The 25,713-nt window shown below is 72.6% G+C and carries 20 protein-coding genes; 15 read left to right on the top strand and 5 right to left on the bottom strand.

Features of this window, described 5'->3' with window-relative positions:
- Window positions 1-353: 353 nt before the first annotated feature.
- From AB0K67_RS04990 to thyX, 4 genes are all read left to right on the top strand, one after another.
- Entirely contained in the window at window positions 354-2,480 is a 2,127-nt protein-coding gene (locus AB0K67_RS04990; protein WP_364053010.1) for an anthranilate synthase component I, read from the top strand.
- Between the two features lie 45 nt (window positions 2,481-2,525).
- Complete coding sequence (locus tag AB0K67_RS04985) at window positions 2,526-3,731, top strand: amidohydrolase family protein (protein WP_364053008.1); 1,206 nt, start codon at window positions 2,526-2,528, stop codon at window positions 3,729-3,731.
- An 872-nt stretch (window positions 3,732-4,603) separates the two neighbouring features.
- Window positions 4,604-7,234, top strand: coding sequence for a M4 family metallopeptidase (locus AB0K67_RS04980; protein WP_364053005.1), 2,631 nt, complete (start codon window positions 4,604-4,606; stop codon window positions 7,232-7,234).
- A gap of 167 nt (window positions 7,235-7,401) precedes the next feature.
- The gene (gene thyX, locus AB0K67_RS04975; RefSeq protein WP_364053002.1) at window positions 7,402-8,184 is read left to right on the top strand and encodes an FAD-dependent thymidylate synthase; all 783 of its coding nucleotides are present in this window, start codon (window positions 7,402-7,404) and stop codon (window positions 8,182-8,184) included.
- Between the two features lie 182 nt (window positions 8,185-8,366).
- On the opposite strand, the gene AB0K67_RS04970 is transcribed toward thyX, so the two are convergent.
- Together AB0K67_RS04970 and AB0K67_RS04965 are read right to left on the bottom strand one after the other, a co-directional pair.
- Entirely contained in the window at window positions 8,367-8,675 is a 309-nt protein-coding gene (locus AB0K67_RS04970) for a molybdopterin synthase sulfur carrier subunit (protein ID WP_364052999.1), read from the bottom strand.
- Between the two features lie 3 nt (window positions 8,676-8,678).
- The gene (locus AB0K67_RS04965) at window positions 8,679-9,758 is read right to left on the bottom strand and encodes an exo-alpha-sialidase (RefSeq protein WP_364052996.1); all 1,080 of its coding nucleotides are present in this window, start codon (window positions 9,756-9,758) and stop codon (window positions 8,679-8,681) included.
- Window positions 9,759-9,901: 143 nt separating this feature from the next.
- Here AB0K67_RS04965 and AB0K67_RS04960 point away from each other — a divergent pair, with 143 nt between their 5' ends.
- The gene (locus AB0K67_RS04960; RefSeq protein WP_364052993.1) at window positions 9,902-10,717 is read left to right on the top strand and encodes a helix-turn-helix transcriptional regulator; all 816 of its coding nucleotides are present in this window, start codon (window positions 9,902-9,904) and stop codon (window positions 10,715-10,717) included.
- Here AB0K67_RS04960 and AB0K67_RS04955 read toward each other — a convergent pair.
- Window positions 10,704-12,140: a sialidase family protein gene (locus AB0K67_RS04955; RefSeq protein ID WP_364052990.1), complete on the bottom strand. Its 1,437-nt coding sequence runs from the start codon at window positions 12,138-12,140 to the stop codon at window positions 10,704-10,706. The two genes, AB0K67_RS04960 and AB0K67_RS04955, sit on opposite strands and share 14 nt — an antisense overlap.
- 74 nt (window positions 12,141-12,214) lie before the next feature.
- Window positions 12,215-13,333 (bottom strand): globin domain-containing protein, encoded by a 1,119-nt coding sequence (locus AB0K67_RS04950; protein WP_364052988.1) that lies wholly within the window; start codon window positions 13,331-13,333, stop codon window positions 12,215-12,217.
- Window positions 13,334-13,867: 534 nt separating this feature from the next.
- Here AB0K67_RS04950 and AB0K67_RS04945 point away from each other — a divergent pair.
- The 3 genes from AB0K67_RS04945 to AB0K67_RS04935 are packed head-to-tail and all read left to right on the top strand — an operon-like array spanning window position 13,868 to window position 16,261.
- Complete coding sequence (locus tag AB0K67_RS04945) at window positions 13,868-14,554, top strand: gamma-glutamyl-gamma-aminobutyrate hydrolase family protein (protein WP_364052985.1); 687 nt, start codon at window positions 13,868-13,870, stop codon at window positions 14,552-14,554.
- 10 nt (window positions 14,555-14,564) lie between these two features.
- Window positions 14,565-15,479 (top strand): alpha/beta hydrolase, encoded by a 915-nt coding sequence (locus AB0K67_RS04940; RefSeq protein WP_364052982.1) that lies wholly within the window; start codon window positions 14,565-14,567, stop codon window positions 15,477-15,479.
- Window positions 15,476-16,261 (top strand): enoyl-CoA hydratase/isomerase family protein, encoded by a 786-nt coding sequence (locus AB0K67_RS04935; protein ID WP_364052979.1) that lies wholly within the window; start codon window positions 15,476-15,478, stop codon window positions 16,259-16,261. Before AB0K67_RS04940 ends, AB0K67_RS04935 begins: the two co-directional genes overlap by 4 nt.
- Window positions 16,262-16,710: 449 nt before the next feature.
- On the opposite strand, the gene AB0K67_RS04930 is transcribed toward AB0K67_RS04935, so the two are convergent.
- Window positions 16,711-17,298 (bottom strand): SAM-dependent methyltransferase, encoded by a 588-nt coding sequence (locus AB0K67_RS04930; RefSeq protein WP_364052976.1) that lies wholly within the window; start codon window positions 17,296-17,298, stop codon window positions 16,711-16,713.
- Window positions 17,299-17,427: 129 nt separating this feature from the next.
- On the opposite strand from AB0K67_RS04930, the gene AB0K67_RS04925 reads away from it, so the two are divergent.
- The 7 genes from AB0K67_RS04925 (at window position 17,428) to AB0K67_RS04895 (ending at window position 25,612) form a co-directional block, all read left to right on the top strand.
- Complete coding sequence (locus tag AB0K67_RS04925) at window positions 17,428-19,032, top strand: histidine kinase (protein ID WP_364052973.1); 1,605 nt, start codon at window positions 17,428-17,430, stop codon at window positions 19,030-19,032.
- Window positions 19,029-19,703 (top strand): response regulator transcription factor, encoded by a 675-nt coding sequence (locus AB0K67_RS04920; RefSeq protein WP_364052970.1) that lies wholly within the window; start codon window positions 19,029-19,031, stop codon window positions 19,701-19,703. Before AB0K67_RS04925 ends, AB0K67_RS04920 begins: the two co-directional genes overlap by 4 nt.
- 155 nt (window positions 19,704-19,858) lie before the next feature.
- Window positions 19,859-20,275, top strand: a complete 417-nt coding sequence (locus AB0K67_RS04915; RefSeq protein WP_364052967.1) for a hypothetical protein — start codon at window positions 19,859-19,861, stop codon at window positions 20,273-20,275.
- 10 nt (window positions 20,276-20,285) lie between these two features.
- The gene (locus AB0K67_RS04910; RefSeq protein ID WP_364052964.1) at window positions 20,286-20,882 is read left to right on the top strand and encodes a phosphoribosylanthranilate isomerase; all 597 of its coding nucleotides are present in this window, start codon (window positions 20,286-20,288) and stop codon (window positions 20,880-20,882) included.
- Complete coding sequence (locus AB0K67_RS04905; protein ID WP_364052961.1) at window positions 20,875-21,924, top strand: GNAT family N-acetyltransferase; 1,050 nt, start codon at window positions 20,875-20,877, stop codon at window positions 21,922-21,924. Before AB0K67_RS04910 ends, AB0K67_RS04905 begins: the two co-directional genes overlap by 8 nt.
- Window positions 21,925-22,521: 597 nt before the next feature.
- Window positions 22,522-23,103, top strand: a complete 582-nt coding sequence (locus AB0K67_RS04900; protein ID WP_364052958.1) for a CDP-alcohol phosphatidyltransferase family protein — start codon at window positions 22,522-22,524, stop codon at window positions 23,101-23,103.
- Window positions 23,104-23,107: 4 nt separating this feature from the next.
- Window positions 23,108-25,612, top strand: coding sequence for a mannose-1-phosphate guanyltransferase (locus AB0K67_RS04895; protein ID WP_364052955.1), 2,505 nt, complete (start codon window positions 23,108-23,110; stop codon window positions 25,610-25,612).
- Window positions 25,613-25,713: the final 101 nt, after the last annotated feature.

Raw genomic sequence — 25,713 nt, 5'->3', positions numbered from 1 at the left:
GCAGGCGGCGCGGCTCCGAGCGGGCGGTGAAGCGCGGATCGGCCGGCACCTCGCGGGCGAACGCGTGGCCGGTGACCAGCCACCCCCTTCGGAGGAAAACAATACAGGACAGCTCTGTATTCAAATAGGGGTGGCCGGGGAGCGGTACTGTGCGAAGACGCGCCACACCAGCGGGCTCGTTGCGCGATCATGGTCGGGGGGTTAACCTTGACGGCATGCGAAATCACGCTCAGCTCCAGTGGTGGCGCCGCTCCTAGGCGGCGCGTGTTTCGCATTCCACAACGGACGGCCGCCCCGGATGGCGGCCTTTCTCGTGTCCGCCCCCGGGGCTCGATCATTTGAAGGGGCAGGAAGTGGAGAAGAGCGGATATACCACCGCCGGGGGCATCGGTGTCGAGCGCGAGACACGCGAGGTGGACGAGGCCGCCCTCGAAGAGATCGTCACAGCCCTGTCGGAGCGGCGCGGTGGCGCCTTCTCCTCCGGCATGGACTACCCGGGCCGCTACAGCCGATGGGCGTTCGGCTACGTGAATCCATGCCTCGAGCTCGTCGCCAAGGGCCGTACGATCTCGGCGACCGCGCTCAACGAACGCGGCCGGGTCGTGCTGCCCGCGATCGCCACGTGCCTGCTGAGCGCGGGCAAGCCCGTCACCGACCCCACCGCCGACCGGGTCTCGGTGTACGTACCGGAGTCCGAGGACCTGCTGCCCGAGGAGCAGCGCAGCCGCAGGCCCACCGTGTTCACCGCCATCCGCGAGGTCATCGCCGCCTTCAAGGGCGACGATCCGCACCTCGGCCTGTACGGCGCGTTCGGCTACGACCTCGCCTTCCAGTTCGAGCCCATCAGGCAGGAGCTCGTCCGCCCCGACGACCAGCGCGACCTCGTGCTGCACCTGCCCGACCGGCTCGTCGTCATCGACCGCCAGCGCGAGACCTGCGTCGAGCACCGCTACGAGTTCACCGTCGACGGCGCCACCACCCGCGGCCTCGAACGCACCGGCGAGATCGTCACGCCCGCCGCGCCCGGCGAGGTGCCGCCCAACCCGCCCAAGGGCGAGTACGCCAAGGTCGTGGCCGCCGCCAAGGAGAAGTTCAAGCGCGGCGACCTGTTCGAGGTCGTGCCCGGCCAGGTCTTCCACGCCGTCTGCACCGACCCGTCGGCCTTCTACCGCAGCCTGCGCACCAGCAACCCCGCCCCGTACGAGTTCATCATCAGCCTCGGCGAGGGCGAGCACCTGGTCGGCGCCTCACCCGAGATGTACGTCCGGGTCAACGGCGACCGCGTCGAGACCTGCCCCATCTCCGGCACCATCGCCCGCGGCCGCAACCCGGTCGAGGACGCCGAGGCCATCCGCACCCTCCTGTCCAGCGTGAAGGAGGAGTCGGAGCTGACCATGTGCACCGATGTCGACCGCAACGACAAGTCGCGCATCTGCGTCCCCGGCACGGTCAAGGTCATCGGCCGCCGCCAGATCGAGCTCTACTCCCGGCTCATCCACACCGTCGACCACATCGAGGGCCGGCTGCGCCCCGAGTTCGACGCGCTCGACGCGTTCCTCACCCACATGTGGGCCGTCACCGTCACCGGCGCGCCCAAGACGTGGGCCATGCAGTTCATCGAGGACCACGAGGCCACCACCCGCCGCTGGTACGGCGGCGCCATCGGCTTCATCGGCTTCGACGGGTCCATGAACACCGGGCTCACCCTGCGTACCGCGCAGATCAAGGACGGCATCGCCGCCGTCAGGGTCGGCGCGACCCTGCTGTTCGACTCCGACCCCGAGGCCGAGGAGCGCGAGACCGAGCTGAAGGCCAGCGCCCTGCTCGGCGCGCTCGCCGCCGTCAACCAGCCCGGCACCGTCAAGGCCGCCGAGCCCAGGCAGCAGGCGGGCCTCGGCATGAAGGTGCTGCTCGTCGATCACGAGGACTCCTTCGTCAACACCCTGGCCGACTACTTCCGCCAGGAGGGCGCCGACGTCGTCACGCTGCGCCACGGCTTCCCGACCCACATGATCGACGAGATCGCGCCCGACCTGGTCGTGCTCTCGCCCGGCCCCGGCTGGCCCACCGACTTCGGCATGTCGGCGCTGCTCGACGAGGTCTACGCCCGCGACCTGCCCGTCTTCGGCGTCTGCCTCGGCCTGCAGGCCATGGTCGAACACGCCGGCGGCACGCTCGAGCTGCTCGACTATCCCGAGCACGGCAAGCGCGGCCGGGTCTCCAAGATCGCCGAGAGCGTGCTGCTCGACGGCCTGCCCGACGAGTTCACCGCGGCCCGCTACCACTCGCTGCACGCCAAGCGGCCCGGCGTGGTCGGCTTCACCCCGACCGCGCTCACGCCCGACGGCAACGTCATGGCCATCGAGGACACCGAGCGGCGGCGCTTCGCCGTGCAGTTCCACCCCGAGTCGATCCTCACCCAGGAGGGCAACGCGGGCGCGAAGATCATCGCGAACGTGCTCCGGCTCGCCCGCAGATGAGTAAAACCCGGGCGGGGGCATGCGGGGCTCCCCTAGAGTCTCCGCATGCTCCCCGTAGACCTGCCCGGCACGGTGCGTGACGCGCTGCTCGCCCCGCTCGTCGACCACCACTGCAACGGGGTGCGGCGCGACGACCTCGGCCGAGCCGGCTTCGAACTGCTCATCAGCGGCTCCGGCAGCCCCGCGCCGCCCGGCACCACCCACTTCGACACGCCGCTCGGCGTGGCCGTACGCCGCTGGTGCGGGCCGCTGCTCGACCTGGAGCCGCACGCGCCGCCCGCCGTCTACCTCGCCCGCAGGACCGAGCTGGGGGCCGCCGAGGTCAACCGGCGGATGCTGGCCGGGGCCGGGGTGGTGGCGTTCCTCGTCGATTCTGCGGCGCAGGACGGCGAGCTGCTCGGCGCCGCCGAGATGGGCCGCCTCGGCGGGGCCGCCGCCGACGAGCTGGTCCGCGTCGAGCACATCGAGCGCGACGTCGCCGCCTCCGCGCAGCTCGCCGTCGACTACCTCGACGACCTCGGCGAGGAGCTGACCGCCAGGGCGGCGCGGGCGGTCGCGCTCAAGACCGTCGCCGGCGCGCTGTGCGGGCTCGACCTGGAGGCGGGCAGGCCCGCCAGGGGCGCGGTGATCGCGGCGGCCAACCGTCGCCTCGCCGACCCCAAGGCGCCGCTGACCGACCCCGTCCTGCTGCACTACCTGGTCTGGAGCGCCGTCGACGTGGCCAAGGAGCGCAACCTGCCGGTGCAGTTCCACGGCGGCTTCGCCGGGCTCGCCGGGCCGGGCGTCTTCGGCGGGCCGGGCGCGTCGAGTGCGGCCGGTGGCCCGGGCGGCCCGCTGGGGGAGCCGCACCGCGCGGACCCGGCCAGGCTGAGCGCCTTCGCCGCCGCGCTCCAGCCGCTCGGCGTGCCGATGATCCTGCTCCACTGCTACCCGTTCCACCGCCAGGCCGCCCACCTGGCGGCGACCTTCCCGCACGTGTACGTGGATGTCGGCTTCGCCCCGCAGCACACCGCCGCCGCGACCCGCGTCATCGACGAGCTGCTGGAACTGGCCCCCTTCCACAAGCTCCTGTACGGCTCCGGCGCGTGCGGCCTCGCCGAGACCGCCTACCTGGCCGCCCTCGCCCACCGCCGCGCCTTGGCCGTGGCCCTGGCGGCCAGAATCGGCACGGGGGAGTGGAGCGCCGCCGACGCCGCCCGCGTCGCCCACATGATCGGCTCCGCCAACGCCCGCCGCATCTACCGCCTCTGACCGCCCCGGAACGACAGCGCCGCCCCGCCCGCCCGATGCCACGCGGGGCCGCTCCTTCACCTCGGCGAACACACCGGCAGCCCCGCTCTGCCCACCCCGGTGACCGGCGGTGAGGATGAGCGCCGAGCGAACCGGCGCGTGTGGACGAGCCTGACCATCGCGTGGGGCGGGGGCAGAGCGCCGCCCCGATCCGGCACCCGAGGCGCCCGCACCCTGACCGCCTCTGCGGGTTGAGGGACCGCAGGTCGGTGCAACGTCGGGCCATGGCTGCGCCCGCGCTACGTCCGGGTGGATGGGCGAGCGCTGGTCGGTGCGGCGCAGGCGGGCTCGCGCCTGTGCCACGTCCGGGCGAGCGCCGGTTTGTGCGGCGCGGGTGTGTCAGCAGCCTCACCGGCCTTTCGCTGCGATCCGGATGGCGGCCGCTTGCGATCGTGCGCGCCCGGTCTGATCGCCGCCGACGCGCAGGCCCGATGGGCGCTTCCTGCCTCTGTGGCGTGCGGCCTCAGGCGCGGCGCCCCAGGCCCGTCTCACAGATCGTCTCGTGGCTGCGTCGGGCCGACGTCGCGTCGTGGGCCTGGGTGCGGTGGCTCCTCGCGTCGCTTGCGGACCGCAGGGCGTGAACGCTACCCGCTCCAGCGGTCGTGTGGCCCTCGCGCCAACGGTCGTGTGGCCTTTCGCGCCGGCGTTCACCGACGTGTTGCCGTAAACCCTCCGAAAGGCGCTTTCGACGTGCGGCGCCGGGCCCGCACAACAGGAAATGTCAAAATAAAAATCCAAATTTCCTGATTACGCTCCATCTAATGGCTCTTGTCGATGTGTAAAAAGCGCTGTCATGATCGGGAACGCCAGACAACCTAGCCCTTGGAGGTGTCGTGTCCTGGCGTCCCATCACCCTCATGGCCGCGTTATGCCTGGCACTGGCGGTGCCCGGCACCGCCGCAGCCGATGATCCGCCGCCCGAGGTGGAGCAGCGCGCGGGCACCCGCGCCCCCGCCGAGGTCTACGGCCTGTCTGAGCCCGCGCAGGCGGGCGACCCGGTGGCGGCGGCCAAGGCGCACCTGGCCGATCCCCGCTACCACATCGACCCCGCCGACCTCGTCCCGCTCAGGACCGTCGTGGACGGCAGGGACGAGACGGTCAGGTTCGCCCAGCGCCACCGGGGCGTGCCCGTCTTCGGCGCCCACTACCTCGTGCACTTCCGCAAGGACGGCGACCGGCGCGAGGTCGTCGGCGCGGGCGGCCGCTTCCTCACCGAGCTGACCGTCGACACCACCCCCGCCGTCACACGGGAGTCCGCCGCCGCGATCGCCCGCATCACCTTGATCCGCGACCGCCGGGCGAAGGAGAGCGCCAAGGCCGAGACCGCCGGGCTCGTCGTGATACCGCACGGCGCCGGACAGCTCGCCTGGCACGTGGTGCTCACCGGGCGCGAGCCGGTCGCCGGGCGGCCGCTGCTGCTCGACGCCTACGTGGACGCCCACTCCGGCCGGCCCCTGTTCGCCGTGGACCGCCTGCGCATGGAGGGCCCGGTGACGGGCACCGGCGAGACCGCGCACGGCCGTACCGTCGAGCTGAACGCCTACCAGCGCGCCGACGGCGCCTACGAGCTGCGCGACCGCGCCCGCCCCATGTGGGACGGCTCCGACGGTGAGATCCTCACCTACGACGCAGCGGGCGGCGACATCACCGCCTGGCTCGGCGCCGGCGTCCCGGCGGACGCCGAGCCCGCCCGCTCCGGCACCCTCGCCTTCGGCCCCGAGCACACCGCGAGCGGCGCCGTGGACGCCCACTGGGGCGCGGGGCAGGTCTACGAGTTCTACCGCAGGCTCGGCCGCGACGGGCTCGACGGCCAGGGCGGCACCATGCATTCGGTGGTCAACGTCACGATGGAGGGCGAGCCGTTCGCCAACGCCTTCTGGGACGGCACCAAGATGATCTACGGCGGAGGCGTCGGCGACTACCGCTCGTTCGCCTCCGGGCTCGACGTCGTCGGCCACGAGATGACCCACGGCGTCATCGAGCACAGCGCCGGACTGGTCTACATCGGCCAGTCGGGCGCGATGAACGAGGGCCTGGCCGACTACTTCGGCAACGCCATCCAGGTGGACAGCTTCGGCATCCCGATGAGCGACCCGAACGCGAGCCTGCTCGGCGAGACGCTGTGCACGACGCTCCCGCCGGAGCAGTGCGCCGCCCGCGACCTCGACGACGGCCGCGTGGCGGGCGAGGACTACCTCGGGATGACGGTCGCCCTCGACTACGGCGGCGTGCACTACAACTCCACGATCTTCTCCGGCGCCCTGTGGGACGTCAGGGAGGCTCTCGGCGGCGCGTCCGCCGACCGGCTCGTCTACAAGGCGCTCACCGAGTACATGACGCCGCTGGACGACTTCGTGGACGGCCGCCGCGCGGTCGAGTCGGCGGCCCGCGCGCTCGGCATGTCCGCCCGCGACCGGCTGACCGTGAGCCGCGCGTTCGACCGGCACGGCATCAAGCCCGGCTGGGAGCGCGCCCTGCGCACCGACACGCGCGTGCTGATCGACGGCATCACCGATCCGTACGCGCGGCCCGACGTGGCCGGCGGCCGGTACGTGGTGTCGAACTCCTCGCCCGACGTCGTGGAGCCCTCCCACATCCTCACCGGCCGGGTCGGCGGCGGCAAGCCGGTGCGCCTGTCGGAGAACGACCGGTGGAACTTCATGCCGGCCACCGACGGCAAGCGCGCCGCGTGGATCTCGTTCGACGCCACGCGGCAGAGCTACCGGATCCACACGCGTCCGCTCGACCGCTCGTCGCCGGAGAAGCTCGTCCACGACGGCACCGTCGTCATCGAGTCGGTGGCCATCGACGGCGACACGATCGCCTGGGACGGCGTCGGCCCCGACGGCGAGCACTCGGTCTGGGTCAAGCGCGGCGACGCGCCGCCCGTCGATGTCACCGCCGCGGCCGGGGTGCGCGGTTACGCGCCGTCGCTCAAGGGCGGCAGGCTCGCGTACCACAAGGTCTGGACGGAGGGCGACGCGGCCCACAACGCGCCCGCCGTCCTCGACCTCGAGAGCGGCGCGGAGACCGTCGTGCCGATGCCGCAGGGCTCGGTCAGCGCCGAGCCGACCCTGACGGGACGGCACCTCGTCTGGATCTACGACGAGAACGGCGACGGCCGCGCCGGCATCATGCGGGCCGCCATCGACGGCACCCGCACGGCCGTGGTCGTGCCGGACGGCCCGCAGGCGCCCACGGCGTACTGGTTCGACGCCAACGACGCCTTCGCCACCATCGGCGTGTGGCCCGACGGCACCGAGCTGTCGAACGACATCCTGCTGAAGATCCACCAGGTGCCGCTCAGCGGCGGAACCCTGCAGCGGTTCTCGTGCAACCGGGGCTTGCAGGAGGCCTTCGCCTCCGGCGACGGCAGGACCGTGGTCTGGCTGGACGGCACCGACGGCAACACCGACCTGGTCACCCGCGACCGGCCGGCGGGGCGCTGCCGCGGCGGCGCGTGACGCCCGGTCAGGCGACCGGCAGGCGTCGGCCCGCGCACGCGGGCTGACCTGGACAGGCGCCCGCCGCACCACAGTGAGGGGGGCGGCGGGCGCCGAGTCGCGTACGCTCGCCCGACCTGGTTTGCTTAAGGGCCGTCACACTGCCGAAACCGAGCGGGGGGCTATCCATGCGCACTGTCGAACCAGAGGTCTTCATCGTCGCCAGGCCGGCGCTCGACTACGACGAGCTCGCCCGCTACCTCAGGGAGGTCGGCGGGGAGAGCTGGCTTGAGCGTCTCGACCGCGGCGACCTCGACGCGCAGAACCTCGCCGAGTTCGCCGGCCGGCTCTGCTACCGCTCGTTCGAGCCGGGCCTCAACCCCAACGTGGTGCGGATCAGGGAGAACCAGGACGACTACCTGCGCAACATCCTGGCCAGCGCGCACGGCTCGGTGCTCGAGCACGTGAGCTTCAGCTTCGTGCTGCACAACGTGAGCCGGGTGCTGACCCACGAGCTGGTGCGCCACCGGCCGGGCGTGGCCATCTCGCAGGAGTCGCTGCGCTTCGTCCGCCTCGACGAGCTGCCGTTCTGGTTCCCCGAGTGGGCGCGCGAGGACGAGGAGCTGATGAAGCGGGCCACGGCCGTGCTGGAGCAGCTCGAGCAGTTCCAGCTCTGGATGGCCCAGCACTTCGGGCTCGACGAGGAGGGCGTGCCGTTCTCGGAGAAGAAGCACCGCACGTCGTTCATGCGCCGCTTCGCCCCCGAGGGCGTGGCGACCGGCCTGGTGTGGACCGCGAACGTGCGCACGCTGCGGCACACCATCGAGGCCCGCACCGCGGCCGGCGCGGAAGAGGAGATCCGCCTGCTGTTCCAGCGCATCGGCGAGCTGATGCGCAAGGAGGCGCCCGCGCTCTTCGGCGACTACGTCGTCGAGGACGGCGCCTGGATCCCCGGCTGGCGCAAGGTCTGACCACCCGCCCGGAACAGGCGCGGGCCACGGCGCGGGGCGGCCCGCCCGAGCGGGCGCGGGCCACGGTGCGGGGCGGCCCGCCCGAGCGGGCGCGGGCCACTGTGCGGGGCGGCCCGCGCGAGCGGGCGCGGGCCACTGTGCGGGGCGGCCCGCGCGCACGGGCGACGGCCAGGAGGCGAGGGTCAGGCGAGGGCCGGCAGCACGTAGACCTCGGCCCCCGGAGGCATGGCGCAGTCGAGCCCGCCCAGCCCCCGGGAGTGCGTACCGCACACGAACATGCTGATGTGACGGCGGATGCGGCCGCACTCGTCGCGCAGCCGCTCCTCCAGCAGGGGGTGGCTGCGCCGCAGCGCCTCCAGGGCCGAGCGCAGGGTGGGCGGCGAGTCGCGGTCGTCGCCCACCGCGAAGACCGCCACCTCGCCGCGCCCGCTCACCCACCGCCGCAGCGAGGCGGGCAGCACGAAGACGACCATGGTCACCGGTCTGGCCATGGCCTAGAGCACCGCGGCGCGCACGGTGAGCACGTCGGGCAGGTAGCGGGCGACCGTGGACCAGGTCTCGCCGTCGTCGCGCGAGGCGTAGACCTCGCCCGATCGGGTGCCGAAGAACACCCCGGCAGGCGAGGCGGTCATCGCGTCGCGCAGCACGGTGGAGTAGACGGGCTCGCCGGGCAGGCCATCGGAGAACGCCTGCCAGGTGGCGCCGCCGTCGTCGGTGCGGTGGACGCGGTAGCGGTGGCCGACCGGCGTGCGGTCCATGTCGGCGTGGAGCGGCAGTACGTAGACCGTGTCGGGCCGCGACGGGTGGACCGCGATGGGGAAGCCGAAGTCGGACGGCAGCGACGAGCCGATGTCGCGCCAGGTGCCGCCGAAGTCGTCGCTGCGGTAGACGCCGAAGTGGTGCTGGAGGTAGAGCCGCTCGGGATGTGAGGGGTGCATCGCCACCTTGTGGACGCACTGCCCGAACTCCGGATATTGCTGCCCCTCCGGCATGAACGGGGCCCGGATGTTCTTGTTGGCCGCCTCCCACGACAGCCCGCCGTCGGCGGTGCGGTAGAAGCCGGCCGCCGAGACGGCCACCGCCATGACCTTGGGGTCGGTGGGGTGGGTGACGATCGTGTGCAGGCACAGCCCGCCGCCGCCCGGCTCCCACCGCTCGCGGTGCGGGTGCTCCCACAGGCCCTCGACCAGCCGGTAGGTGACGCCGCGGTCTTCGGAGCGGAACAGCGCCGCGGGCTCGGCCCCCGCCCACACCACGCCGGGCTCGGACGGTGACGGCGCGAGCTGCCAGACCTTGGCGAGCGTCGCGCCGGTCTCTCCGGGGAAGGCGACGGGGGGCCGGTCGGCCTCGTGCCAGGTGGCGCCGAGGTCGTCGGAGTACATCACCGACGGGCCGAAGTGGCCGTACTCGATGCCCGCCAGCAGCCGGGGCGCGGCGCCGCCGGTGTCGATCGCCACCGAGTGGACGGCGATCGAGGAGAACTGGATCGGCTGGACCTCGAATGGGCCGCCGCCCTTCGACAGGGCCAGGAACAGGCCCTTGCGGGTGCCGACCGCGAGCAGTGCGTCACTCATGACTTCGCTCCCATGTTCGCTTGCCGGCCATCGTGACACGCGCCACCGACAGTTACCGAGGATCGGGAGATTCGGTGCGCGGGCCGCCGCTTACCCGGGGGGGTAATCGAGGCGCTTCCCTGTGATCGCCTAACGTGGGCGGCATGGAAGCGGTCGCCGTACATGAGGAGTCTTTCGGCCCGCTGCTGCGCTCGTGGCGGCAGCGGCGCCGGGTGAGCCAGCTCGACCTGGCCATCGAGGCGGGGGTGTCGGCCCGCCACGTCAGCTTTCTGGAGACCGGGCGTGCCCGGCCGAGCCGGGAGATGGTGATGCGGCTGGCGGAGGAGCTGGACGTGCCGCTGCGGCACCGCAACCGGCTGCTGGTGGCCGCGGGGTTCGCCCCGATCTATCCGGAACGCGAGGTGCACGCGCCCGAGCTGGAGGCCGTCAGGCAGGCGCTGGACACGATACTCGCGGGGCACGAGCCGTACCCGGCGGTCGTGGTGGACGCGGCGTGGAACCTGGTGGCGGCCAACGCGGCGGCCGGCCTGTTCCTGGAGGGCGTGCCGGAGGAACTGCTGAAGGAGCCGGTCAACGTGCTGCGGCTGTCGCTGCACCCCGACGCCCTGGGCGGGCGGCTGCTCAACCTCGCCGAGGTACGCGCCCACCTGCTGCGCCAGCTCCGCCGCCAGGCCGAGTCGTCGGGCGACGGGCGGCTGGCCGAGCTGCACGACGAGCTGGCCGCGTACACCTATCCGGACGCCGCCGGCGACGCGAGCGTGGCGCACCTGCCGGGCCCGTCCGACATCCTGGTGCCGATGCGCGTCACGGCGGGAGACCGGGTGCTGTCGCTGTTCACCACCATCGCGACGTTCGGCACACCGCTGGACGTCACGGTGTCCGAGCTGGCCATCGAGACGTTCTGGCCCGCCGACGAGGAGACGGCCGCCGCGCTGCGGGCGCGGATCAGCGAGCGGTGAGCGGCAGCGCGGGCGGCGGCTCGCCGGTGGCGACCGCGGCCTCGATCGAGACCAGCGGCTGCGGGCCGGGCACGATCGGCAGGCCGCCGGTGACGGTGTGCGTGCGCACGTCGGGCGTCCCGTTCGCGGGCGGCCCGGCGACGGCGAAGGCGGGGAAGGCGTTGCCGCCGGGCACGACCGAGGTGGAGATGTAGTCGCCCACGCTCCTGCCCTGGTCGGTGAGCGCCAGCCAGCCGACCGCCATCGGGCCGTGCAGCTCCAGCGGCGACGACCAGCTCGCGCCGCCGTTGGCCGACGAGGTGTGGCCGACGGTGAGGCGGCAGGTGGCGGGCACGCAGGCGGCGTCGGCGTAGCGGTAGTAGGTCACCGCGAGCCGCGCGTGCCCGCCGTCGCTCGTGCGGTCCACGCCGAGCCCGGGGATGACGTGGTCGCCGCCGTCGGCGGTGACCCGCAGCACGTCGCCCCACTTCTCGCCGCTTTCTGACGTGCTGAGCACGATGTCGTTGCCGGCGCAGCCGTGCTGGAAGCGGCAGTCGTGCCAGGCGACGTAGACCGTGCCGGCGGCGTCGGTCTCGGCCGACGGCAGCGGCAGGGCCCGTAACCCGCCCGCCGGCGTGTGCCGCTGCACCCGCGAGACCAGCACGCTCTCGCTCCAGGCGGTCCCGCCGTCGCGGGAGCGGAAGGCGCGGATCTCGCCGTCGTTGCTCAGGTACGGCACCACCACCGTCCCGTTGGGCCGCACCACCGGCTGCCCGCCGAGCCCCGTGGCCTCGGTGGCGGCGACCGACCAGGACAGGCCGCCGTCGGCCGAGCGCGCCACCCTGATCGCGTTTCCCGCCGCGTGGTCGTCGAAGACGGCGTAGCACTGCCCCCGGTACGGGCTGCGCTCTCCGTTGTCGCAGACCACCCAGCTCTTGTCCAGGTCGCCGCCCACGGCGGTGACGACGGGCGGCGACCACGCCACCCCGTCGGTGGAGCGGCTGGTCAGCACCGCCGCCCCGGACACCCCGCCGCTGTCGGAGAGCCCCAGCGAGGTGATCAGCCACACGCCGTGCCCGGCGTCGTAGGCCACCGACGGGTCGGCGGTGCGGGCGTGCACGCCGCCCGCCGCCGTGGTCAGCCCGGGTAACACGCCCCGCGTCCAGGTGGCGCCGCCGTCACCGGAGGTCGCGAACGCGATGCCGGCCGCCCCTCCGTCGGATGAGCGCCCGATCTGGTGCGCCGCCACGATCACGCCGTCCCACTCGTAGGTGTCGGCTCCGCCCTGCGGGCCGGGACGACCCTCGGAGACGCCGATCTCGGTGAGCGGGACCGCCTCAGACGCCGCTCCGGCGGCCGTGGCGGGGACGGACGTGACCAGCGACGCCGCCGCGAGGACGGCCACGAGCCCGCCGATCACGCGGCGCCGGGCGGGAAGAGGCACGCTCCACCTCCACGAAGGGGATCATCTCCAGATGGCCTCTTCCCCGCCCGATTGTCAACCGTTCGAGTGAGTTGTCAGCGTTCGCCGTGCACCACGTCCCGGTGAATGCGGGCGGGCGGGACGCCGTCGCCCTGGAGGCGGCGCACGGTCTCGTTGACCATGCCGGAGGGGCCGCACACGTACACGTCATGCTCCGACCAGGAGTGGAAGCGCTGGGTCACCTCGGGCAGACGGCCCCGCATGCCCTCGTAGCCGGGCTCGTCCGACACCACGGGCAGCACCCGCAGCCAGGGGAACGACGACTGCATCCTGATCAGGTCCGGCAGGTCGTACAGCTCGGCGGCGGTGCGCGCGCCGAACAGCAGATGGATGTTGGGACGGCGGCCGGAGGCGATGATGTGCTCCACGATCGCCTTCAGCGGCGCCAGCCCGGTGCCGCCCGCCACGCACAGCACGTCGCGCTCGCTGTGCTCGCACGGCGTCATCGTGCCCATGGCCGGGCCCAGCATGAGCGTGTCGCCGATGCGGGTGTGCCGGATCAGCGCGGTCGAGACCCAGCCGCCGGGCACCGACCGTACGTGCAGCTTGATCATGTTGTCCTCGCGCGGCGCGTTGGCGATCGAGAACGTCCGCCAGACGCGCGGCCAGCGCGCGGTCTGCACGGTGACGTACTGCCCCGGCGTGTACGGCAGCGGCTGCGCCGGGCGCAACGTGATGACCGCGATGTCGCGGTGGCGCAGCTCGTGGTCCACGACCTCGGCCAGCCACCACGCGGGCGAGGTGCCCGCGTCCGACTCGGCCGCCTCGATCATGATCTTGGAGGCTTCGGAGAACGCCGCGGACCAGGCCGCCTCGATCTCGTCGTTCCAGACCTCGGCCGCGAAGCGGCGGATCGTGGCCAGCAGGGCGTTGCCCACGGCCGTGTAGTGCTCGGCGACGACGCCGTACTTGCGATGGTCACGGCCGAGCTGCCCGAGATAGGCGGCCATGCCCTCCGGGCTGTCCAGGCTCCACACGATCCTGGTCAGCGCGCTGAACAGCCGGTCCCGCTGCACGTTCATGGCAGGCGGGAACATGCTCCGCAAGTGCGGGTTCTCGGCGAACAAGCGGCCGTAGAAGTAGGCCGTGGCCTTGTCGGCCACGGGTTCGACGAGAGAAAAACTCTCCTTCACCAGGCGCGGATTCAACGACATGAAAACAACCCCACCCCTTGACCGGAATCGCATTCCGGCCCTCGCCGTTCACCTCCCTGACGTTCCGGGTGATGAGCGCGGGACCCCTCCCCGGCATGTCCGTACGCTCGAAATCGAGTGTTACACCGGCGATGACCCCCCACAACCGTTTCGCCCAATACGGTGCTAAGCAGAACTATCAGTAATGGATCCGTGATTCTCCGCGTTCGGCGGCCTGTGAATTGCGGTCGTGAAATACGAAAAGAAGTAATTTTCATATTGAGTGGCGATTTTCCCGTGCGTCGCCGGAGATGTGCCGTTCCCGTCGATCAGGGGAGGGCGCGCGGCGCGGCGATTTCCGCGTGCATCGACGGAGCACCGGCACCCCGGCCGGCCGGGGAGGGCCCCTCACGCGGCGGGCAGGCCGGGGGAGGGGATCTTCAGGAGGGGTGACATATCGGAAAGACTGTGCGCCATGATGGGGAATGCATGGGGCCGCCGCCGCACCTCGGCGGATGGCGGCCGTATGAACTCCACCATGCCCCTGGAGATCGCATGTCCCGACCGCTGATCGGCATCACCGCCTACTGGGAGGCCGCCCGCTGGGGCGACTGGGTACGCGAGGCCGTGCTGTCTCCCCCCTCCTACGCCAAGGCGGTCGGCCGGGCCGGCGGCGCGCCCGTCGTGCTGCCGCCCATCGCCCCGAGCTCGGCCGGCGACTACGTGAGCGGCCTGCGCGGCGTCGTCCTGGCCGGCGGCGCGGAGCTGGGCGCCGACACCTACAACGGCGAGCAGGACGCCAGGGCCGACGAGCCCCAGCCGCACCGCGACCGCTTCGAGCTGGCGCTGGCCAAGGCCGCCATCCGGGCCGACCTGCCCGTCCTCGCCATCGGCCGCGGCATGCACGTGCTCAACGTCGCCCAGGGCGGCACGCTCATCCCGTGGCTGCCCGACGTGCTCGACAGCGACCGCCACTCCGAGCCCGACGGGCCCCACGTCATCCAGGTCAGCGTCACCAGCAAACTCGGCAAGGCCGTCGGCGACCGCGTCGAGGTCAGCGCGCCGCACCGCCAGTCCGTACGCAGGCTCGGCACCGGCCTGCTCGCCGTCGCCTGGGCCGAGGACCAGATCGTCGAGGGCATCGAGCTCCAGGGGCACCGCTTCGGCGTCGGCGTCCAGTGGCACCCCGAACGCGGCACGGACAACCGGCTCTTCGATGCGTTCATCGAGGCGGCCCGATAGGCTGCGGATCATGCCGCTGCACCCCCAGGCGCGGGATTACGTCGCCCAGATCCAGGCCGGCTCCGACGAAGGGCTGGCAAGCCTCGACCTGGCCGCCATCCAGGAGATGCGCGCGACCGACCCCATGGCCGTCCATCGGGGGCCGCTGACCAAGCTGCCGTTCGTCCGCGACGAGGTGGCCGAGGGCGTGCCCATCCGCATCTACCGCGCCGACCCCGGCGACGGACCCCTGCCGGTCCTGGTCTACTTCCACGGCGGAGGCTGGGTCTTCGGCAGTGTCAAGCGCAACGACGCGACCGCCCGCGACCTCGCCATCCGCACCGGCGCCGTGGTGGTCTCCGTCGACTACCGCCTGGCGCCGGAGAACCCGTTCCCCGCCGCCGTCGACGACGCGTGGACGGTCGTTCGCGACCTGTTCGCCCGACCGGCCTTCTACCAGAGCAACGGCAGCGTCGCCGTGCTCGGCGACAGCGCCGGAGCCAACCTCGCCGCCGTGGCCGCCTGGCAGGCCCGCGACGCCGGCCTCACCCTGTCGCACCAGGTGCTCGTCTACCCGGTGCTCGACGCCGCCATGGACACCCCCAGCTACACCGAGAACGCCACCGGCTACGGCCTCGACGCCGCCGACATGGCCTGGTTCTACCGCCAGTACGCCGACGGCGTCGACCCCGCCGACCCGCGCCTGTCGCCGCTGCGCCTGCCCGACGTCTCCGGCCTGGCCCCCGCCACCGTCATCACCGCCGAGTACGACGTGCTCAGAGACGAGGGCGAGCGCTACGCCGCCCGCCTCACCGAGGCCGGCGTGCCCACCGAGCTGCGCAGGTACGACGGCGCCGTCCACGGCTTCTTCGTCCTGCCCGGCCTGTTCGACCAGGCCGTCGAGGCGCGCGACTACGTGGCACAGCGGCTGCGGGAGCACCTGTGAAAGACACCTACACCAAGCTGCGGCTGGACACCCCGGCAGACGGCGTGCTGCGCGTCACGATCAGCGAGCCCGCCAGGCTCAACGCCGTCGACGCCACCGCCCACCGCGAGCTGGGCGAGATCTGGCGCGACGCCGACCGCGACGCGTCCGTACGCGCGATCGTGGTCAGGGGAGAGGGCACCGCGTTCTCCGCGGGCGGCGACCTGTCCATGATCGAGGACATGATGCGCGACCACGACACCCGCATGCGGGTGTTCGCCGAGGCCCGCGACATCGTCTACAACGTCCTCAACTGCTCCAAGCCCATCGTCTCCGCCATCCAGGGCCCCGCCGTCGGCGCGGGACTCGCGGTCGCGCTGCTCGCCGACATCTCCGTGGCCGGCCGTACGGCCCGCATCATCGACGGCCACACCCGGCTCGGCGTCGCGGCCGGCGACCACGCCGCCATCATCTGGCCGCTGCTGTGCGGCATGGCCAAGGCGAAATACCACCTGCTGCTGTGCGAGCCGGTCACCGGCGAGCAGGCCGAGCGGATGGGCCTGGTCAGCCTGTGCGTCGACGACGACCAGGTGCACGAGCGGGCGATGGAGATCGCGGTCAGGCTCGCCTCCGGCGCCCAAGACGCGATCAGGCTGACGAAATACGCGCTCAACAACTGGCTGCGCCTTGCGGGGCCGTCCTTCGACGCCTCGCTCGCCATGGAGTTCCTCGGCTTCACCGGCGCCGACGCCGCCGAGGGCGTGCGCGCGCTGCGCGAGAAGCGGCCGCCCTCGTTCGGCTGAGCTCATCGACCCTGGTGGGGTGTGCTTCGCCAACCATCGGGTAGTCGGGGCGCGTGGGCGACGACGGCGCGGCCGGGCATCTGTCCGTCGAGGTCGAGAACGCCGCCCCGGCACGCAGCGCCGAGATCCTTTGGCGGCCCGCGTGACCGTCGGGCGTCCACGCGCAGGGGGAGGAGGTCAACCAGCCGCCGTGGCCACGGCCGCGGCGACCAGCCCACCGGCCGGTCCACCCTTCGCCATCATGGCGGGACCAGGGACGTGATCGCTACGGCGATGGGCACGCCGGTCCGCAGGCCGGCGGGAACCGCGGGGGCGGTCCGGACACTCGCGCCGCCGGGAAGTTGAGCAGGCAGCTCCCGGCCGCAGGCGCAACCCGTCCGATCCCGGCGCCGATCGGGCGGCCGGACACCCCGCGCTCCTCCTCCTACGCCCGGCCGGCCGCAGGTGTGTCAGCGCGGCCGGCGGGCGTGGAAGACGAACGCGGGAGGCGTGTTGCGCCACACCGTACGTCCCGGCACGACCTCCTCGAACCGCTCGGCCAGCAGCGCGCGGAACCGCCGCGCCGAGCTGAGCGGAATCGCGTGGATGTAGGAGAACGTGGTGAACGCCGCGCCCGGGCTCATCGCCTCCGTGACCGCGCCGAGCAGCTCGCGCTGCATCACGTCGGGGAACGCCGCCCACGGCAGGCCGCTGATCACCACGTCGGCGGAGCGCAGCCCTCGCTCGGCGAGCAGCTCGCCCAGCCGCATCGCGTCGGCGTGCGCCACGTCAACGGCCGGATAGCGCCCGGCCAGCAGCCGCGCCAGCTGCTCGTTCACCTCAACGGCCAGATGATGCCCGCGCCCACCGAGCCGCTGCTGGATCTCCGCCGTGAACGCGCCCGTACCGGGCCCCAGCTCGACCACGATCGGCTCGCCCCGCTCGGGGATCGGCGCGCAGACGGCCGCCGCCAGCCGCCGTGAACTGGGCGCGACCGCGCCGATCGTGCCCGGGGAGCGCAGGAACTGACCGAGGAAAAGTGCGGTGTCGTTGGGCATGCCATGAACGTAGACCGATCGGCGCCGGTGATCGCTCCCCCTCCCGGGCGGACCTGCGGCCACTTGGAGGAGGCGGGCTCCTCCACTCGGAGGATCAGCAGGCCGGACGAGGCGGCTACCGTGTGGTTCATGCGTTGGCGTGGCGTGCCGCTCGATGTCCTCCTTGCGGCCTCGGGGGTGGGCCTCGACCTGCTCACCACGGCGCACGCGGGCGACACCGAGTACCTCCCCGCCGAGGCGGCCATCCCCATGGCGCTGCTCGTCGGCCTGCCCATGGGGCTCGTCCGCCACCGGCCCATCGCCGTCACGCTCTACCTCGCGGCCGTGCTCGCCGTCACCGACCAGCTCGGCTCGTTCACCTCCAACACCGCGCAGATCCTCCTCTGCGTCGCGCTCGGCGTGGCCGGATACCGCGCCAGCGTGCGCGCCACCGCACTCGCGGTCGTCGCCGCCATCGGCGCGACCGCGATCAACATCGCAGACCCCGGCATCGCACTCACCGGCAACACGTGGATGTACGCCATGCTGCTGCCCGTCTTCCCCGCCGTGCTCGGCGGCTACCTGCGCGGCTCGGCGGAACGCCTCAACGAACGCGACGTCACCCCCGACGCGCTGCTCGCCGCCGGCGGCGTGGCGATCACCGTGCTCAGCACCTGGACGTCCTGGCACTCCGGCAACCAGCCCGTCTGGGTCATCGGGCTGCTCGCCGTCGTCGGCGGCCTGTCGCTCGGCGTCGCCAGGCGGCTGCCCGGACTGGTCTTCCTGCTCCAGGGCGTGCTGCTCGTCTCCGCCGACGCCTACCTCAACCAGGCCGTCAACACCTGCGTGATCCTCACTCTGATCGCGATCGGCGTGTTCGCCATGCGGGTGGTGTCGTGGGCGTGGACGCTGGCCGCGTACCTGACCGGCTGCCTGCTCACCGCCATCGCCGTCGTCGGCCCCGCCACCGAGATCACCCCCTTCCGCGTCGGCCTGCTCATGACGCTCGTCGCCACGCCCATCGCCATCGGCCGCTACCTCGGCATGCGCCGCGCCGCCGCCGCCGCCGAGCGGCTGCGCGCCGAGGAGGCCGCGCGCGCCGCCGTCGCCCAGGTCCGCGCCGACCAGCTCGCCGAGCGCGAGCGCATCGCCCGTGACGTGCACGACATCGTCGCCCACCACGTCGGCGCCATGGTGCTGCGGGCCAGCGCCGCCCGCTACACCGCGCCCGACGGCCCCGTCGCCGACGCGCTCGACGACATCCGCGAGACAGGACACCAGGTGCTGCAGGACCTGCGCGACCTGCTCGACCTGCTGCGCGACCCCGAACGCCAGCCCGACCTGCTCGCCAACCCGGCCGACGTCGTACGCGAGTCCGCCGAGCGCATGGCCGCCGCCGGCCTCGTCGTGGACCTCGACCTCGACCCGGCCATCGACCAGACCCCGCTCATCGCCCGCGCATCCGCGGCCAGGATCGTCCAGGAAGGACTCACCAACGTGCTCAAACACGCCGGCCCAGGCACCCGGGTCCGCGTATCCGTGACCTCCTCAGACGAAGGAGTCGCCGTCGAGGTCCGCAACGGCCGCCCCCCGACCGCCATCGAACGCCTGCCCTCCTCCGGACGCGGCCTCGCCGGCATGCGCGAGCGGGTCCGCACGCTCGGCGGCACGCTCAGCGCGGGTCCCGACGGCGACGGCGGCTGGGTGCTCGCCGTCCAGCTGCCCGCCCGCCTGTCCTCGGGGAGCGTCGCGTGATCCGCGTACTGGTGGCCGACGACCAGGCGCTCGTACGCGCGGGCGTGCGCATGCTGCTGCAGGCCACGGGCGACATGGAGGTGGTCGCCGAGGCCGAGGACGGCGCCGAGGCCGTCCGCCTGGCCGAGCGCCACCTGCCCGACGTCATCCTCATGGACCTGCGCATGCCCAGGGTCGACGGCCTGGAGGCGATCAAGCGGGTGCTCGCCGCCCGGCCCTCGACCAGGATCGTGGTGCTGACCACGTTCGCCGAGGACGGCAACGTCTACGCCGCCCTGCGCGCCGGCGCCGTCGGCTTCCTCGTCAAGGACGACGACCCCGAACGCATGGTCGACGCCGTCCGCCGGGCCGCCGCCGGCGAGCAGCTCCTCGCGCCCTCGGTGCTGCGCCGCGTCGTCGAACGCTTCCTCGCCGCCGAGGAGCAGGCCGCGCCCGTCGTGCCGCCCGGCCTGACCGAGCGCGAGCTGGAGGTCCTCGCCCTGGTCGGCACCGGCCTGTCCAACGCCGAGATCGCCGAGGAGCTGCACGTCGGCGTCACCACGGTCAAGACCCACATCGCCGCCGCCATGGAGAAGCTGGGGCTGCGCAACCGGATCCAGGCGGCCGTGGTCGCCCACCGTACGGGGCTGGTCGACGCCTCCTTCCGCCCCGTACGCCACCCCCGGAGCTGACCTGGCGGGCGCGGCGGGCCTTCCGGCGGCGTACGGCAGGGACGGCGGGTTCACCCCGGGGCGTACCGGCGTCTCATCCGGCGGATGGACGACGGGACGCCCCCGCTACGCGATCATGTGAACGCACATCGATCGCGGCAGCGGAAGGACCCGCCATGCAGAAGACCCTCGGTGCCCGGGCCCGGCCGGACGGCGCGGCGGGCAGGATCTCCGCCGGCCTGCTGTACGGCCTGCGCCTGGCCGTCACCGCGCAGGCCGCGGCGCTCCTCGTGGCCGCCGCGTTCGCCGGGCAGGCCGCGGGGAACGCGGCGATGGCCGAGGCCCACATCATGGCCGGGATGGTCGTGCACGTCGTGGCGTTCGTGCAGATCGTGCTCGCGGTGCTGTTCTGGCGGCCCGGTGGCGGGGCGGGCGGGCCCGCGCTGGGCAGCATCGCGCTGTTCGCCGTCGGTCTCGCCCAGCACGTCACCCTGCCGGTCGCGCACCCGCCCAGCGGCGTGATCCTCCTCGTCCTCATCCTGGCGCTGCTGTTCTGGGTCTGGTTGTCACCGTCAGCCACCTGGCGCCGCTAAGGTCGAAGGCGTGTACGTGAAGATCTGCGGGCTGAGCGAGCCCGAACACGTCGCGACCGCCGTCGAGGCCGGCGCCGACGCCATCGGATTCGTCATGACCAAGAGCCCACGCCGCATCACGCCCGAGCGGGCGGCCGAGCTGGCCGCGCTCGTCCCGCCGCACGTCCTCACCGTCGGCGTCTTCCGCGGCGAGGACCCGCAGACCGTGCGCGAGGCGGCGCTGGCCTCCGGCGTACGCGCCGTCCAGCTCCACGGCAAGCACCCGCACGGCGACTTCACCGCACTCAAAGACCTCGGGGTCCGCCTGATCAGGGCCGTCGACGCCCAGGCCGACCTGCGCTGCGGGGCGTACGACGAAGACCTGCTCATCGTCGATGCGCCCCACGCAGGCTCCGGTCAGCCGTGGGACTGGGCGGCCGTGCGCGGGCGCCCCTCCGGCCAGTGGATGCTGGCCGGCGGCCTCGCGCCCGGCAACGTCGCCGAGGCGGTCGCCGCCGCCGAGCCCTGGGGCGTCGACGTCTCCAGCGGCGTCGAGACCGCGCCGGGCAAGAAGGACTCCGACCTGATCAGAGCGTTCCTCAAGGCAGTACGGGATCTCGATGCCTGACACCCCCCTCTCTCGTGGCCCGCGCATCGCCGTCGCTTCGCCGGCCCCGCACGAGGCCGATGACCTGGCACGGGTGCTCGGCTTCCTGCACGGCTTCGCCCGCCGCCGGGCGTCCCGCGTGCTGCCCGCGCCGGGCGGTTTCGCGGTGCTCGACGATCGCTACCCCGGCTCGTACGACGACAACAAGCTGATCGTCACGACCGCCCCCGACCCGGACCCCGGCCGGGCCACCGAGCTCCTGCTGAAGGCGGCCGACGAGCTTTTGGCCACGCGGGCCCACCGCCTGATATGCGTCGACGACGACCGGCTCGGCACCGCCTGCGCGCCCGCGTTCGAGGACGCCGGCTACGAGCGCGAGACGACGTTCGTGATGACCTACCACGGCGAGCTGCCCGAGTCGCCGCCCCCGGTCGAGCGGCTGGAGCTGTCCGAGCTCATCCCCGTGCTGCGCCGCGACTGGCGCCAGACGCTCCCGCAGGCACCGGACGACGTGATCGAGGGCCTCGCCCGCCGCGTCGAAACCCGCCTGGACGGGGCCGACGTTGTCCGCTTCTATGGGGTGCGCGCGCCGGACGGCGAGGTGGCCGCTCGCGCCGACCTGTACGTTCATGGAGGCGTCGCCCAGATCGAGAACGTCTTCACCAGCCCTGCCCACCGCGGCTCCGGCCACGCCAGAACCTTGATGACCGCCTTGCTGGCAGAGGCCGCCACCCTCCTATCCGGCACCTCACCCGCGGACACCCCGAACGCGCGGCATGGTAAGACCGAGGGGATCCCCATCGCCGGCACGGGCGAGCCTGTCGGGAGCCCTACCGCTGGGGCGGGCCAGCCTGTCGAGAACTCCGCCGCCGGTGCAGGCGAGCCCGTCGGGTACTCCCCCGCCGGGGCGGGCGAGCCCGGCGAGAACACCGAGGTGAAGACCGGCAGCGGCACGGGCGGCCTGATCTTCCTCCTGGCAGACGCCGACGACTGGCCCCACCAGTTCTACCGCCGCCTCGGCTTCACCCCGGTCGCCCGCACCCACGCCTTCCTCCACACCTGACCCGCCCGGCTCGGAGCGCCCCTGACGCTCCCGGCACGACGCGGTTCGCCGTGAGCCGCCCTCGGCACCATGCGGCCCGCCCCGGCCGTAGCCCGTCCACCGGGGCTGCGGCCGTTACCCCGCCAGGGTGGCTTGCGCGCGGCCGAGCGGGAGCCCGCTTCCGGGGCGCCCGCCGCGACGCGTCTCGCTTCCCGGCCGCCCCCGGCGCGGCGCGGCCCGGCTTCAGGGCGGCCATGCGCGGCGACCCGACCTCCGTGTCGCGCTATCCCGTCAGCCCCCGTGTTCCGTAGTCCCGTTGTGTGGGCTCTGCATGCCGTTCCTGCCTTGCGGTCCGGCCGTCGGGACGTGGCCGCGGTCGCGAGCCAGGCACACAGGGCGGTTGTCGGCGTGCGCCTGGCAAGGGGGAGCTTCGTCCTGGCAGAGCCCGAGCCCGTCGCCGTCCAGCGGGCTCCTGGGGCGCTCTGGCACGTCGGGCCGGCGGGTCGGTGTCGTTGCTCGGATGGCGCGTTCCAAAGCCCGGAGGGAGCTTCACAGGCGGCCGGAGGGCGGGCGGATGGGGACCGCTGCGGCGGAGTTCCAGGCAGTAGGGTCTCCTGCGTGAGTGAAACTTCCGCCGAGGACCGGATCTGGACGGTTCCTAACCTGCTGAGCTTCCTGCGCCTCCTGGGCGTGCCCGTGTTCTTCTGGCTGGTGCTCGGGCCCAAGGCCGACGGGTGGGCCATCGGGATCCTCGCGGTGGCCGGTTTCACGGACTGGCTCGACGGAAAGATCGCCCGCGCGTTCAATCAGACGAGCAGGCTCGGCCGGCTCATCGACCCGGCCGCGGACAAGCTGTACGTGTTCGCCACCGTCATCGCCCTCCTGCTGCGCGACGTGATCCCGTGGTGGCTGGTCGTGGTCGTGCTCGGTCGTGATCTCTTCGTCGGCTGTTTCGGCCCTGTTCTTCGCAAACACGGCTACAGGGCACTTCAGGTGCATTTCCTGGGCAAGGCGGCCATGTTCAATCTCATGTACGCCTTCCCGCTCCTCTTCCTTGCCTCGCACTCCGGGTGGTATGCCGAAATAGCACGAATTGTCGGGTGGGCGTTCGCGCTCTGGGGAACCGGCCTCTACTGGTGGGCGGGCGTCTTGTATGTCGTCCAGGTGCGCCAGCTCGTGGCGGAGGCCAGAAGGGGATGATCGGGTGAAGGCGGTCGTCATGGCGGGCGGGGAGGGCACTCGGCTGCGTCCGATGACCGCCAACCAGCCCAAACCTCTGCTTCCCGTGGCCAACCGCCCGATCATGGAGCACGTGCTGCGCCTGCTCAGGCGGCACGGCGTCACCGAGACCGTGGTGACGCTGCAGTTCCTCGCGGCCCTCGTGCGCAACTACTTCGGCGACGGCGGCGAGCTGGGCATGAGCCTCCAATACGCCACCGAGGACGTGCCGCTCGGCACCGCGGGCAGCGTCAAGAACGCCGCCGACCGCCTGCGCGACGACCGTTTCCTGGTCATCTCCGGAGATGCCCTGACGGACATCGACTTATCGGCGATGATCCGCTTTCATCGCGAAAAAGGCGCTTTAGTCACGATCGGCCTGAAACGCGTCCCCAACCCGCTCGAATTCGGGATCATCATCGTGGACGAGGAGGGCCGGGTCCAGCGCTTCCTGGAGAAGCCCACCTGGGGCCAGGTCTTCTCCGACACCGTCAACACCGGCATCTACGTCATGGAACCCGAGGTCCTCGACGCCGTCGCCACCGGCCGCCCCGTCGACTGGTCCTCGGACGTCTTCCCCGCCCTCCTCGCCCGCGGCGCCGCCATCTACGGCTACGTCGCCGACGGCTACTGGGAGGACGTCGGCACCCACGACAGCTATCTCAAGGCCCAGGCCGACGCCCTGTCGGGCCGGGTCGCGCTCGACATCGGCGGCTTCGAGGTCTCGCCCGGCGTGTGGGTCGCCGACTCGGCCTCCGTCGATCCCGACGCCGTGCTCAAGGGCCCGCTGCTCATCGGCGACTACGCCAAGGTCGAGGCGGGGGCCGAGCTGCGCGAGTACACCGTGCTGGGCAACAACGCGGTCGTCCGCGAGGGCGCGTTCCTGCACCGCGCGGTCGTCCACGACAACGTCTACCTCGGCCCCGGCACCCACCTGCGCGGCTGCGTCATCGGCAAGAGCACCGACGTGATGGCGGGCGCCCGCATCGAGGAGAACGCCGTCATCGGCGACGAATGCGTCATCGAGGCCGAGGCGTACGTCTCCAGCGGCGTCAAGGTCTATCCGTTCAAGACCATCGAGGCCGGCGCGGTGGTCAACACCAGCGTCATCTGGGAGTCGCGCGGCCAGCGCAACCTGTTCGGCCCGCGCGGCGTCAGCGGCCTGGTCAACGTGGAGATCACCGCCGAGCTGTGCGTGCGCCTGGCCAGCGCGTACGCCACCACGCTGAAGAAGGGCGAGCACGTCGTCACCTCCCGCGACTGCTCGCTGGCCGCCAGGGCGCTCAAGCGGGCCGTCATCGGCGCGCTGACCGCGGGCGCCATCAACGTCCTCGACCTGGAGGCCGCCCCGCTGCCGGTCACCCGTTTCCACACGGCCAGGGTGTCCGCGGCCGGCGGCATCGCGCTGCGCACCACTCCGGGCGACCCGCAGAGCGTCGACATCGTCATCATGGACGACCGGGGCGCCGACCTGCCGCCCGCCGCGCAGCGCAAGCTGGAGCGGGTCTTCTCCCGCCAGGAGTTCCGCCGCGCCTTCCCCGGCGAGATCGCCGAGCTGACCTACCCGTCGCGCGCGGTCGAGGACTACACCCACGAGCTGCTGCGCCATGTGGGCGTGAGCGGCGTGCGGGACATGAAGGTCGTCGTCGACTGCGCGGGCGGCACCTCGTCGCTGGTGCTGCCCACGCTGCTGGCCAGGGTCGGCGTCGAGGTGCTCACGGTCAACGCCAGGCTCGACGACGTCTCGCCCACCGAGACGCTGGCCGAGCGCCGTCGTGACCTGCAGCGCCTGTCGGAGCTGGTCAGCTCGTCGAGGGCGGCGTTCGGGGTGCGGTTCGACCCGGTGGGGGAGCGCATCGCCCTGGTGGACGAGAAGGGCCAGCTCATCAGTGAGGAACGCGCCCTGCTCGTCGTGCTCGACCTGGTGGCCGCCGAACGGCGGGGCGGCCAGGTGGCGTTGCCGGTCACCACGACCAGGGTCGCCGAGCAGGTCTGCCGCTTCCACGGCGTGCAGGTGCAGTGGACGCCCACCGCGCTCGACGCGCTCACCTCGGCCGCCGCGGGACCCGACATGATCTTCGCCGCCGACGGGCGCGGCGGGTTCGTGGTGCCCGAGTTCAGCCCGGCCATCGACGGGCTTGCCGCGTTCATGCGGCTGCTCGGGCTGGTGGCGCGCACCCGGCTGTCGCTCAGCCAGATCGACGCGAGGATCCCCGAGGCAAGGCTGCTCAGGCGGTCGGTGCCCACGCCGTGGGCGGCCAAGGGAGCGGTCATGCGCTCGGTCATCGAGGCGGCCGAGGCCGAGCCCGACGGGCACCGCGTCGACACCACCGACGGCGTGCGCGTGGCCCGCGACGACGGCAGCTGGGTGCTGGTGCTGCCGGCCGCCACGGAGCCGGTCACCGACCTGTGGGCGGAGGCGGCGGATCTGGACGGCGCCCAGGCCCTGCTCGAACGCTGGGCGCGGGTCGTGGAGCGGGCGGCGGGCTGAGCCCGTCACGCAGAGTCAACGGAAAGGGTTTGCCGATGACGTGCCCAGAGAGTGCCGCAAGATCGTAATGTAGAAACGCGCGGCGGCATGGACCACGGGGC

This window comes from Nonomuraea sp. NPDC052634 (assembly GCF_040678535.1).
Taxonomy (GTDB): domain Bacteria; phylum Actinomycetota; class Actinomycetes; order Streptosporangiales; family Streptosporangiaceae; genus Nonomuraea; species Nonomuraea fastidiosa.
This window is presented reverse-complemented; position numbering and strand designations above follow the sequence as displayed.